The organism is Paucibacter sp. JuS9, assembly GCF_044043925.2.
Lineage (GTDB): Bacteria > Pseudomonadota > Gammaproteobacteria > Burkholderiales > Burkholderiaceae_C > JAUASW01.
Map to the genome: position 1 here is coordinate 1,535,862 of NZ_CP194172.1, position 12,040 is coordinate 1,547,901.

At 66.4% G+C, this 12,040-nt stretch carries 7 protein-coding genes; 2 read left to right on the forward strand and 5 right to left on the reverse strand.

What is annotated here, in order from left to right:
* Positions 1–27: 27 nt before the first annotated feature.
* Entirely contained in the window at positions 28–1,359 is a 1,332-nt protein-coding gene (locus tag ABT392_RS06795; protein ID WP_334276984.1) for an amidohydrolase family protein, read from the reverse strand.
* Positions 1,356–4,460, reverse strand: a complete 3,105-nt coding sequence (locus ABT392_RS06800) for an amidohydrolase family protein (RefSeq protein WP_395386223.1) — start codon at positions 4,458–4,460, stop codon at positions 1,356–1,358. The genes ABT392_RS06795 and ABT392_RS06800 overlap by 4 nt, the downstream gene beginning before the upstream one ends.
* Positions 4,461–4,693: 233 nt before the next feature.
* Here ABT392_RS06800 and ABT392_RS06805 point away from each other — a divergent pair, with 233 nt between their 5' ends.
* The gene (locus ABT392_RS06805; protein ID WP_395386222.1) at positions 4,694–5,632 is read left to right on the forward strand and encodes a GGDEF domain-containing protein; all 939 of its coding nucleotides are present in this window, start codon (positions 4,694–4,696) and stop codon (positions 5,630–5,632) included.
* Between the two features lie 166 nt (positions 5,633–5,798).
* The gene (locus tag ABT392_RS06810) at positions 5,799–6,095 is read left to right on the forward strand and encodes a flagellar basal body rod protein (RefSeq protein WP_334276981.1); all 297 of its coding nucleotides are present in this window, start codon (positions 5,799–5,801) and stop codon (positions 6,093–6,095) included.
* Positions 6,096–6,159: 64 nt separating this feature from the next.
* Here the strand turns inward: ABT392_RS06810 and ABT392_RS06815 are convergent, their stop codons facing one another.
* From ABT392_RS06815 to ABT392_RS06825, 3 genes are all read right to left on the reverse strand, one after another.
* Positions 6,160–8,085, reverse strand: a complete 1,926-nt coding sequence (locus ABT392_RS06815; protein ID WP_395386221.1) for a bifunctional 2',3'-cyclic-nucleotide 2'-phosphodiesterase/3'-nucleotidase — start codon at positions 8,083–8,085, stop codon at positions 6,160–6,162.
* A 22-nt stretch (positions 8,086–8,107) separates the two neighbouring features.
* Complete coding sequence (locus ABT392_RS06820; protein ID WP_395386220.1) at positions 8,108–9,682, reverse strand: AbgT family transporter; 1,575 nt, start codon at positions 9,680–9,682, stop codon at positions 8,108–8,110.
* A gap of 140 nt (positions 9,683–9,822) precedes the next feature.
* Positions 9,823–11,859, reverse strand: a complete 2,037-nt coding sequence (locus ABT392_RS06825; RefSeq protein ID WP_395386219.1) for an ATP-binding protein — start codon at positions 11,857–11,859, stop codon at positions 9,823–9,825.
* Positions 11,860–12,040 lie beyond the last annotated feature (181 nt).

Consider the following 12,040-nt stretch of genomic DNA (forward strand, 5'->3'; position numbering starts at 1 on the left):
CAACTTCAGCGCCTGCTCATCACCAGTTCAGCGCAGGTAGCGCTGCAGGTACTTGTCGCGCAGGCCCGTCTGCTTGTCCTTCAGCTCGATCTCGCGGCCCTGGATGAAGATGCGCTCGACATTGCTGCGAATGTCCAGCGGGTCACCGTCGCTGACGAAGAAGCTGGCCAGCTTGCCGACCTCAAGCGAGCCGAGCAGGTTCTCGGCACCGAGGATGCGCGCGGGGTAGAGCGTGATCGCCTTCAGCGCCTCATCGGCGGGCAGGCCGAAAGCCACGGCCTGGCCGGCCTCGAAGCCGAGGTTGCGCTCGTTCGACGGGTCGCGGTCTTCGCGCGCGATGCAGAAGCGCACGCCCGCACGGGCCAGCTCGGCCGGCAAGCGGAAGATTGCGTCCACATCGTCGTCGCGGCGCAGGGGCAGGCGGTTCAGCGAGCCGATCACCACGGGGATGTCGCGGGCCTTGAGTTCATTGGCGAACACGGCCGCATCGGCGCCGCCGACGATCACGATCTTCAGCTTGAAGCGATCAGCGAACTCCAGCGCCTGGCGGATCTGCCAGCGGTCGTTGGCGTCGATGAATACCGGCCGCTCTCCGCGCACCACGGGCAGCATCGCTTCCCAGCGGGTGTCGAGCGGGGTCTTCGCGTCGGCAGCCTTGGCCTTGGCATAGGCGGCGGCCGACTCGAACACTTCGTCCAGCAACCTCAACTTGGCCGTCACGGTGCGGCGCAGCTCGTCGCGCGGCGCTTCAGAGGTGGCGAAGACGCTGGCGGCCGTGCGCATCGTGGGCATGCTCACATGCAGGCCCACCTCGGGGCGGATCGCCATGTCTTCCCAGTTCCAGCCATCGAGCTGGACCAGAGCGGACGTGCCCGCCAGCAGGCCCGTGCCGGCGCGCGGTTGCGGCACCGAAAGCACGGTCAGGACGCCGCTTGCACGGGTGACCGGGATGATGTCGCTGTCGGCATTGATGGCGACCAGCGCGCGGGCATTCGGATTGATCGAACCGGTTTCTGCTGTGTCCACCGTGGCGCGCACCGCGCTCACTTCCACAAGACCCATCACCGTATTGGCTGAAACCATGCCGGGGTAGACATGGCGGCCTTTCAGGTCGATGACCTGGGCGCCGGCCGGTGCGGCGAGCTCCGCACCGCCAATCGCCTTGATGCGCCCGCCTTCGACCAGCATGCGGCCATTGCTGAGCACCGGCCCGCTGACCGTGTGCAGCGTGGCATTGCTGATCAGCAGAGGTTTGGCCTGTGCCGGCGGCGGCACATTGGGATTGGCTTGCGTGACGTCGGCGAGGCTGGCCAGCAGCAGGGCGACGGCGCCGACCATTCGAGTCGTGGTCTTGATCATTGGTGGATCTCCTCGGTGCATTCGTGCCATTCGCCGTTGCCGTAGCTCTCGGCATAGCGGGCTTGCTCATGCAGCCATTGCTGCAGGCGGGCTTCATCCAGCGCCAGCCGCGTGGGCGACTCACTGCCCGGCGTGGCGCCAGGCCGGGCCGTGGCTGCGTTGCCGCCCATGCCGAGGCGCGCCGTGATGGCCTTGGACAGCAGGCGCTCGCGCTCGGCGCGGTGCTGAGCGCGCAGCCTGGCGTCTTCGCTGCGGCTGAAGTAGCGGCGGCCCTCGATCCAGGTCTCTTCGGCGCGGCTGGTGGTGGCCAGCGGGTTGCCGTTCCAGAGCACGAAGTCGGCGTCCTTGCCCACTTCGAGCGAGCCGGTGCGATCGCCCACGCCCAGCTGCCTGGCCGGGTTGATGGTGACGAACTTCAGGGCCTCGGTTTCACTCAAGCCTCCGTAGCGCACGGCCTTGGCCGCCTCGGTGTTGAGGCGCCGGGCCAGCTCGTTGCTGTCCGAGTTGAAGCTGGTATTGACACCGACCTTCTGCATCATGGCGCCGTTGAACGGAATCGCGTCCACGACCTCCATCTTGTAGGCCCACCAGTCGGAGAACGTCGAGCTGCCGGCACCGATCTCGGCGATTTCCTTCGCGACCTTGTAACCTTCGAGCACGTGCTGGAAGGTGGCCACCTTGAGGCCGAACTCCTTGGCGATCTTGGTGAACATCAGGATCTCATCCGCCCGGTAGGAGTGGATGTGGATCTCGCGCTTGCGATGCAGGAGTTCGACCAGCGTGTCGAGCTGCAGGTCGCGGCGCGGCGGCTCGCTGCCCTTGGGGTTGCGCTTGAATTCGGCCCAGCGGCCTTCGTATTCGCGAGCGGCCTGGAAGGCGTCGCGCAGCAGCTGCTCCACGCCCATGCGCGTCTGCGGGTAGCGGGTGTTGTTGCCGTCGCCCCAGTTCGATTGCTTGACGTTCTCGCCCAGTGCGAACTTGATGCCTGGAGCCGCCTCCTTGAACTTCAGGCCTTCCGCGTCCAGCCCCCAGCGCAGCTTGATCACCTGGTTCTGGCCGCCAATGGTGTTGGCAGAGCCATGCAGGAGGTTGGCTGCGGTGAGGCCGCCGGCCAGCTCGCGATAGATGTTGATGTCGGTGGCATCGATCACGTCGGCCACGCGCACTTCAGCGGTGATCGAGCTCGTGCCTTCGTTGACGCCGCGGGCTATGGCCGTGTGCGAGTGCGCGTCGATGATGCCCGGCGTCAGGTGCATGCCCTGGGCCATGATGACCTGGATCGTGACGCCCTGGGGTGTTGCCGGGCCGCCGGAGAGGCTGTTGATCTGGCCGATCTGCACGATCTTGCCGTCACGTACCAGCATGTCCGCGTTTTCAAGCTTGCCGGCCGGGCCGCTGGTCCAGATCGTGGCGCCCTTGATGAGCAGCAGTTTCGACTCCGGTGGAGTGACGCCGTAGGCGCCTGCCGGAAAGCGCTGCAGCGAAGCCAGCTCGACCTTGGGTTCGACCTTCGCCGGCGCTTCTGCATGCGGCTTCTCGCGCTCGGCCGTCAGCGTGTCGCCAACCAAGCGCTCGCCCTGCAGGCGCAGCGTCAGCCAACTGGCCGATTCACCTGCGGCACAAGGCCAGCGCAGATGGAGTTGATCGCCACGCCAATGGCCTTCGCAGGTCTTGCCGTCGAGCTTCACCTGTGGGCGTGCGGCCGTGCCGGCAATCAGCAAGGGCTTGTCAACGCCGGTGAGCTTCCATTGGCCGCGCACATCCTTGCGCTGCCAGGCTTCGGTAGGCATGGCGCGGCCATCGACAAAGGCCAGCTCGATCTCGGCCGACTCGCTGCCGAACAGGTCGCCGCTGGCGACCACCAGGTTGGCGATCTGGCCCGGGGCAATCTGGCCCAGACGCTGTTGCTGGCCGATCAACCTTGCAGGCACTGTTGTGAGGCCGGCCAAGGCAGCATCGGCGCTCAAGCCGCGCTTGACGGCCTGGCGCAGCCGCGGCCAGAAGTCGCGCTTGGCATCCGTCAGGCCGCGCGGACTGACGGCGAATTCGACGCCAGCGCCAGCCAACACCGAAAGATTGCTCGGCGCCAGTTCCCAGTGCTGCAACTGCTGCAGGGAGACATCGGCCGCCAGGTCCGGGTTCTCGACCTCGGGCGCGGCCGGATAGGCCAGCGGCACGATCACGGGCATGCCGAGGCTCTTCAGTTGGGCGGCGCGGCGGTACTCATAGCCATTGCCCTGCAGGATGACCTTGAGCTTGAACTCGTCGCGCACCTTGGCAATGCGCAGGAAGTCTTGTTCATCGTCGGCCTGGTAGACCACGGGCTGCTTGCCTTGCACCGCGGGTTGCAGCGCCGCCAGCGAGCTGTTGTGCTCGCGGCGTTCGCCGCCAGCAGCGTTTTGACCGTACCAACGCGCGTCCCACCAGGTCTGCCGCGAGAGCGCGATGGCGCCCATCAAGGAGTTCGGATAGCCGCCGCTGCGGCCGCGTTCGAACTCATGCGAGAGATGCTGGGCGACGTCGCTGGCGATCAAGAGATTCTTGGCGTCCGTGCCTTCGCCGGCAGAGAGCAGGGCGCTTTGCCCGCGGAAGATGCCATGTGCAGGCGACGACAGCAGCGCCGTGAAGCCCAGTTCGCGCGAGGCCTTCAGCTCGTCGGCCTTGAGCTCAAGCACTGCGGCCACCGATTGCTCGGGATGGACCTGCGCATTGCGGCTCGCGGCGCTGCGGCCAGCCAGTGCGGTGCCCGCTGCTGCCGCCGGGCCTCGCTGCGGGCGCAAGGAGGCGGGCACGCCGGCCAGGCTGGCCATGTCGATGAAGCCGGCATAGATGCTGCGCCCCGGCAGTTTCCAGACGCGCGCGCCAGCGGGAATGGCCACGTCGGCACCGGCGGCGACGATCTGGCCATCCTTCACGATGACCGTGCCGCGTTCGATCACCTTGCCCGGTGCCAGCACGAGCCTGGCTTCTGTCAAGGCGTGCCAGCGCGGCGTGTTGTCGCGCAGGCCTTCGACCCGGTCGCTGCTGCTGTTTTGCGCCAGCGCGGCGCTGCCGATGATCAGGCCCAGCCAGGCCAGGGCATGGCGTTGCTTGAATTCCATTGCTTTGCTCCCTCTGGGGCGGTGGCCGGCGATGGCCGGTGAACCCCGCGGCATTGTTCAGGCAATCGAGGGGCGCCGACATGGCGTATTCCCCGGTGAAAATGCAAATGGGCGTTGCTCGCGCGGCGCGATTGGGGTTTCCGTCAGGCGGCAAACGCGGTACACCTGCAATAGTTGCTTCATTCACCATTGCGCGACCGCTGCATTTCGCACGCCAGTTCCAGGAGACATCAATGCAAACAACGCCCGAGAACGCCGAATCCGGCCATGAGGTGGTCGCGGCTCGCATGCGCGCCCTGATGGTGCGCTCGCCGGTGGCGGTGGGTTTCGTCCTGAACCAGCGCTTCGAGCTTGTCAGCGAGCAGTTCAACCACCTGTTCGGTCATGGCGACGAGACCGACCTGGCCGGCCAGGCGACCCGCTCGATCCATGTGTCGGATGGCTCCCACGCCGGCATGCATGAGAAGTCCACGGCGGCCTTTGTGGCCGGTCGGCCGCTGGATGAAGAATTCGAGTACGTCCGGCGCGATGGCAGCCGCTTCTGGGGGCGCCTGCAGGCCACGCCCCTGCACTGGGACCAACCCGGCGGCGAAGCGGTCTGGATCATCGAAGACATCACCGCCGCACGCCAGCAGCGCATGCAGCCGACCTGGACTGCCAAGCACGATGCGCTGACCGAGCTCGCCAATCGTCGCGAGTTCGAGCGCCGCCTGGCCGAGCACGTGGGCAGCCGCCGTCACGAGCCGGTGTCGGTGCTGTGGGTGGACGTGGACAAGTTCAGCGAGGTCACGGCCTCGATGGGCAGCGAGGTGGCCGACCATTTCCTGTACGGCCTGGGCCAGATGCTGATCACCAAGGTGCGGGCCTCCGACCTGGTAGCTCGCCTGGACGATGATCATTTCGCCGTGCTGCTGCCCGACTGCGACCAGCATTACGCCCAGATCGTGGCCGAGAAGATCCGCTCGGCCGTGGCGGGCTTCCGCCTGCGCTGGGGCCTGCATCGCACCCGGGTCAAGGCCTGCGTCGGCGTCGTGCAGCTGCAGCCCACGCTCGAAACGGTGGACGCCGTGCTGGGCGCCTGTGCCCTGGCCTGCACCGAAGCCAAGGCGGCCGGTGGCGACACGGTGCGCGTGTTTGTCTCGGCCGGTGGCTATGAGGAACTGGCTGGCTGAGGTCCACCGGGAGCCCCGCTGGAGCCGGTTTTCGTGAACTGCGGCGGGCCTGATCCGAGAAAAAGGCCCTTTTCACCATTCTTTTCTTCAAGTTTGGCCGGCTTTCGCCGATAGTCGGGGTGTCCGAGCCTGCTTTTAGGGCCCGGCGTAGCCCGGAGCGCACCGCATGATCAGCCTTTCAACCGCCTTGTCCGGCATTTCTGCCGCCAATGAGCGGCTGCGCGCGTCGGCCCACAATGTGGCCAATCTCTCCACCGAGAACTTCAAGCGCGAGACCGTGGAACTGACCAGCCTGGCTGGCGGCGGCGTCGGCGCCACGAGCCGCACGGCTGAGAACCCCGGTGTTGCCGAAGCGACCGAACTGGTCGAGCAGAAGTCGGCCACCTATGCCTTCGTGGCCAATCTGCGGGTCCTGCAGACCCAGGTGCGAGCCGAAGGCGCCATGCTCGATATCCACGCTTGATCAAGGGCTGATCCAAGCGAAAACGGCGCCTGCATCAGGCGCCGTTTGCATTTGCTGCCCTTGCTCAGGGCTTCAATTCATAGTCCGCCCAGCCGTCGCCGCGGTCCCGCAGCAGGCGGACCTTGGGCACGCGGTCCAGGTACTTGATGCCGCCTGCACCGGAGACAAAACGCAGCTTGATGCCAGGCACCGGCTGGATGCGCCAGTTGCCATCGGCACCCGGGTTGAAGCTGGGCCGGGCCGCCAGGTAGGCCGCCACGGCCTCGCGGGTTTCGTCCGGGCTGTCGATGACGATCCTGCTCGAATTGACGCCAGGAAAATTGCCGCCGCCGGCCGCACGGTAGCTGCTGGTCACGACCAGGAACTCGGCCTTGTCGTCCAATGGCTTGCCGGCATGGCGGAGCTCGCGGATGCGGGTGGACTGCGGCGCCACGAGCTTGCCATCCGTGTTGTAGCGGGCGGCTTGGGTCAGGTCGATCTCGTAGCTCAGGCCATCCAGCGTGTCGAAGTTGTAGGAGCGGGCATTCGGGTCGACCAGGTCCTGCTCGGCCGGCCCATGCGGGTCGATGCGCAGCAACTGGCTGACTGCCATCTCAAGCCATTCGCGTACTTCGGCGCCGCTGAGCTTCATCAGCTTGATGGTGTTCGGATAGACATAGAGGTCGGCCACGTTCTTGATCGCCATGGCGCCGGCCGGAATATCGGTGTAGTTGGCCGGCCCCTGGCGGCCGCCGGCCTTGAAAGGCGCTGCGGCCGAAAGCACCGGCAGCTTCTCCCAGGCCGTGCCCTGGACCACGCGCTTGCCGTAGGCCAGTTGCGCATTGGCTACCACTTGCACCGACGGGTCGTCCGTCACCTGTGCAAAGTAGCTGAACACCGGCGCTTCGCTTCGGGTCACCTCGCTGCGCACATGGGCCAGCGTGGCGGCATGCTCGGCGCCGATGGTCTGGGCAAAGCGCGGGTCGGCCTCGACGAGCGGTTTGCGCGTGCGGGCATCCTGGATGGCGCGCAGGCTGGCCTGGCTGTTCAGCACCTTCCAGCGGCCGTTGACCTTGTCCAGGCTCAGGTCGATCAGGCCCAGGTGGTCGCCCCAACGGCCCGGCATCACGGCCGGCGTGCCGAACAGCAGGCCGCGAGCCAGCTCGACACCTGGGAACCCGGCAAAGGCAGGCCCGGGGAACTCGGCATGGGCATGTCCCAGGAGCAAGGCGTCGATGCCTCCGACCCGGGCCAGCTGCGCGGCCACGTTCTCGGACAGCCGGCCGCCCTCGTGCTCCTCGATGCCGCTGTGGGCGATGGCGATAACCACGTCCGCGCCCTTGGCCCGCATCTCGGGCAGCAGGCGGCGCGCAGTCTCGATGATGTCAGCGGCGATCACCTGGCCCTCCAGGTGCTGGCGGTCCCACATCATGATCTGCGGCGGCACGAAGCCGATCACGCCGATCTTGAGCCTTTGCTTCGCGCCCGCCTCGTCGATGAACTCGCGCTCCAGCAGCACATAGGGCGTGAAGGCATGCTGCGTGGGCTTGCTGGCCAGCATCACATTCGCGTTCACATAGGGAAAGCGGGCGCCGCTGATGGCCCGACGAAGGAAAGGCAGGCCGTAGTTGAAGTCGTGGTTGCCGATATTGGCGGCGTCCACGGCCAGCAGGTTCAAGAGCTTGTAGGCCGGATGCACCTTGCCTTCGGCCAGCGGCTGCACCTTGGCCACTTGGTCTCCGAGCGGGTTGCCTTGCAGCAGGTCGCCGTTGTCGAACAACAGGCTGTTCTTCGCCTCGACACGTGCCTGGCTGATCAAGGTGGCCGTGCGGGCCAGGCCGAACTCGCTGCTGGGGCGGTCCTGGTAGTAGTCGTAGTCCAGCAGGTTCATGTGCACATCCGTGGTTTGCAGGATGCGCAGCTTCAATTCGGCGGCCAGCGCAGGCCGCACAGACATGGAAAAGGCCAGCGCGAGGCTGGCCATCAGGATGAGGTGGTGGCGGGGCTTCATGGCCCGGCCATGGTAGCTGGCTTCAGAGTTTCGGATAGACGTAGCTCGCACCGATGCCCAGCGGGATGTCCAGCGCCCAGAAACCGAGCAGGAAGGCGCTCCAGCCGACCAGCAGTGCCAGGGAGTAGGGCAGCATCAGCGCAATCAGCGTGCCGATGCCGGCACCCTTCACGTACTTCTGGCAGAACACGACGATCAGCGGGAAGTAGGGCATCAGCGGCGTGATGATGTTGGTCGAGCTGTCGCCCACGCGGTAGGCGGCCTGCGTGAAATCGGGCGAAAGGCCCAGCTGCATCAGCATCGGCACCATGATGGCGCCGATCAGGGCCCATTTCGCCGAGGCCGAACCGATCAGCAGGTTGACCATGCTGGTGAGCAGGATCATGCCGATCAGCGTGACGCCGGTCGGGAAGGCCATGGCCTTGAGCCAGGCAGCGCCCTTGATCGCGATCAGCGCGCCGAGGTTGGACTGGCCGAAGGCGTAGATGAATTGGGCGCAGAAGAAGGCCATGACGATGTAATAGCCCATGCCGCTCATCGCCTTGCTCATGCCCTTGACCACGTCGCCGTGGCTCTTGATGCTGCCCGCGGCGTAGCCATAGACGATGCCGGGGATCAGGAAGAACACGAAGATCAGCGCGACGATGGACTTCATCAGTGGCGCGGCAGCCGCGGCCAGGCCGCCGTCCGGCGCACGCCAGGCCGAGTCGCTCGGCAGCAAACTCAGCAGGAAGAGGCCGGCGGTGACTGCAATCGACAGCACGGCGAACAGCAGTCCGCGTTTCTCGGCGGCGCTCAGCGGCTCCATCTTGGGCAACTCGGCCGGGTCGCCATCAACCGCTGTGCCCTTGTTCAGGCGCGGTTCAATCAGCAGGTCGGTGATGGCCCAGCCGATCAGCACGATCAGGATGGCCGAGGCCGAGGTGAAGTAGAAGTTGTTCAGCGGGTTGACCACGATGGCAGCCGCGCCGGCGTCAGCGGAGAGCCGGGCTGCGGCCTGCGTCAGGCCGGAGAGCAGCGGGTCGAGGCTGGACGGAATAAAGAAGGTGGCCGAGAAGCCGCCCGACACGCCGGCGAAGGCGGCCGAGATCCCCGCCAACGGATGCCGTCCGGCGGCATAGAACATCACGGCGCCCAGCGGTATCACCAAAACATAGCCGGCATCGACGGCAATATGGCTGAGGATGCCGACGGCGATCAGCACCGGTGTCAGCAGCGAACGGGCGGTGACGGCCAGGATGGCGCGCAACCCGGCATTGATGAAACCTGTGTGCTCGGCTACACCCAGCCCCAGCATGGCCACCAGCACCACGCCGAGTGGCGGAAAGCCGGTGAAGGTCGTGACCAGCCCCGAGGCAAAGGCTGCCATTGAAGCGCCGGAAAGCATGTTCTTGATGGCGATCGGCTGCTGGCTGCGCGGGTCGATGTCACTGAACTGCATGCTGGACATCAGCCAGGAAGCGATCCAGACCGTGACCATCAGCAGGGCGAACAGAATGGCCGGGTCGGGCAGTTTGTTGCCGACGCGCTCGATGGCGTTGAGCGCCCGGCTGATCCAGGACGCGCCTGCGGGGGCAACTTGGTTGGCGTGGGTCATCTTGGTATTGGGCTGGGTTGAGCGGGCCTTACGAAGCAGGCCCCGGGGGCAGTCTTGCTGCGCGCGTGAGCTTAGTGGCTGCGGCCTTGCTGTCAGCGGGGGCAACCCTAGGGTCCGTGCCGCTGACTCGGCCGGCCCTGTCAGCTGCGCAGCGGCAGCCGCAGCTCGACGCAGGTGCCGCCGCGCCCCAGCGAGCGCACTTCAATGCGGCCGCGCATCAGCTCTTCCACCAAGGTGCGAGCCACGCTCAGGCCCAGCCCCGCGCCACCACGGCCGAGCTGGCCGCTGAAGAAGGGGTCGAACACATGCGGCAGGTCTTCGGCAGGAATGCCGCGGCCGGTGTCCTGCAGGCGCAGGCTGCACAGGCTGTTCTCGAGATCGATGCTGAACTGGATGCGCCCGCGCTGGCCGTCCAGGCCGTGATGCAGCGCGTTGTCGATCAGCTCACCGAGCACGTCCTGCAAGGCATGGGGATAGCCGTCCAGCAGCAGTTGCTCAGGTGCCTCAATCCGGGTGTCGACCGAGCGGGCGGCCAAGGCCGCGCTGCGCGCGTTGAGCATGCTGCGCACCAGCCCGACGACATCGAATCGACTTGGTGGCTCGGCCACGCTGCCGCTGGAGAGGGCCTTGAGTCGCTGCACCAGCGAACCGGCTGAATCGAGCGAGCGATCCATGAGCGCCGCGCATTCGTTGAGCGTGCGTGCGGTGTCGCTCAAGACCTGCTTTTGCAAGCGGCCACGCTCGAGTGCCTGCAGCAATTCCTCGCTGCGCTCCCGTATCACCGAAGCACCCATGCGCGCATTGCCAAGAGGTGTGTTGAGCTCATGCGCCATGCCCACCACCACGCGGCCCAGGGCCAGCTGCTTCTCCTGCTGCAGCAGCTGGCGCAGGGCTTGTTCCAGGTCTTGCGTGCGCTGCTGCACCCGCAGCTCCAGTTCCTCGTTGGCCTGCTGCAAGGCGGCCTCGGCCGCGCGGCGGATCGTGGCTTCGGCCTGCACGCGTGAAAGCGCCAGGTTCAGCTCAGTATTGCGCTGCGCGAGCGAGCGCTCCAGCTCGTTGCCCTGGCGGCTGAGGCCTTCGTTGTCGACCAGCACCTTCTGCAGCCGCAAGGCGTCGTCAATGGTTTGACCGAGGCTCGCGGAAAGTGCCTGCATATGCTGGCGCTGATGGACCAGCAATTGCTGGCTGGCCCACACGGCCTTCTCCGGCTGGCCTGCCGCCAGGCCCAGGCGCGCAATGGCGCGCAGCGCATGCTCGCGCACCATGCGCATGTTCTCGCCCTGCGGGTTGAGTTCGCGCTCGAACTTCAGCAGCGCGGCCCAGGCATCAGCAGCCCTGCCTTCCTGCCAGGCCAGCAGCAGCTCGACCAGCTGACAGCCTTCCTCGGCGCCGTCCAGGAGAGCCATCAGCGGCGCGGCCTCGGGCTTGCGCAGTTCAGCCAGATGGCGGCGGGCCATGTCGGTTGCACCCGCCAGCGCGGCGCTGAGCATCACATTGATGGAAGACAGCAGTTGCTCGAAGGCCAGGTTTTCGCGCTTGGCCATGGCCAGCGCCTGTGCATGCCAGCGCATGCCTTTCTGCCAAAGCGGCGAGGCCGAGAGCGCCTGGGACTCCGACCATTCCGAGCTCAATTCGACCTGGCTGGTGCAGGCCACGGCGGCATTGTTGTAGACATGGTGCAGGCTGCGGGGCTCGAAGCGTTCGGGTGCCACCAGCAGTTGTTCGGCCAGGGCCACCAGTTCCGCATACATCTCGGCCTGCAGCAGCACGTAGCAGCGGTTGGCCAGCAAGCGGCCCGAGAGCGTGCTGTCGCCTGCCTTCTCGGCCAGCAGGTGCGCCCGCTCCAGGCGCGAGAGTGAGGCGTGATACAGCCGCAGGCGCAACTGCACGATGGAGAGATTGGACAGCGCCAACGCTTCCATCTGCGGCTGGGCCGGATACGCGGCGGCCTGGTCCAACGCCTGCATGGCCTCGGTCAGCGTGGCTGCGTCGGCCATCTTCGGGTTGGCGCGCAACTCCAACTGCAGCCGGCCGATGCGCAGCAGCAAGCGTTCTTCTTCACTCTCGACGCTGTCGTTCAGGGCGTCGAGAATCTGCCGGGCGTCGGCGAGACGTCCGGTGTACAGCGTTTCGCGTGCCCGCTCCAACTCGCGCAGCACGCTTCCTGGTGGCTCCATGACTGCCTGCCACTTCTGCAAGCACCGGTCGACCCGTGCCGAGCTTGCTGGGGAATGGAAATCCGAAGCGGGTCGGGTGCAGTATGCACGCGCCGACCCGCTCCTGTCCGTCCCCGATGCGCGGGGAGCGTCGACCGGGTCAAAAAAAGGCCCGCATCACTGCGGGCCTTGCATGAAGAAC

What these genes read in the sequence shown, in the direction of transcription:
- ABT392_RS06820 (WP_395386220.1), bottom strand. Translation starts at nt 9,682, where the DNA reads ATGACCCACGCCAACCAAGTTGCCCCCGCAGGCGCGTCCTGGATCAGC.
- ABT392_RS06815 (WP_395386221.1), bottom strand. Translation starts at nt 8,085, where the DNA reads ATGAAGCCCCGCCACCACCTCATCCTGATGGCCAGCCTCGCGCTGGCC.
- ABT392_RS06825 (WP_395386219.1), bottom strand. Translation starts at nt 11,859, where the DNA reads ATGGAGCCACCAGGAAGCGTGCTGCGCGAGTTGGAGCGGGCACGCGAA.
- ABT392_RS06800 (WP_395386223.1), bottom strand. Translation starts at nt 4,460, where the DNA reads ATGGAATTCAAGCAACGCCATGCCCTGGCCTGGCTGGGCCTGATCATC.
- ABT392_RS06810 (WP_334276981.1), top strand. Translation starts at nt 5,799, where the DNA reads ATGATCAGCCTTTCAACCGCCTTGTCCGGCATTTCTGCCGCCAATGAG.
- ABT392_RS06795 (WP_334276984.1), bottom strand. Translation starts at nt 1,359, where the DNA reads ATGATCAAGACCACGACTCGAATGGTCGGCGCCGTCGCCCTGCTGCTG.
- ABT392_RS06805 (WP_395386222.1), top strand. Translation starts at nt 4,694, where the DNA reads ATGCAAACAACGCCCGAGAACGCCGAATCCGGCCATGAGGTGGTCGCG.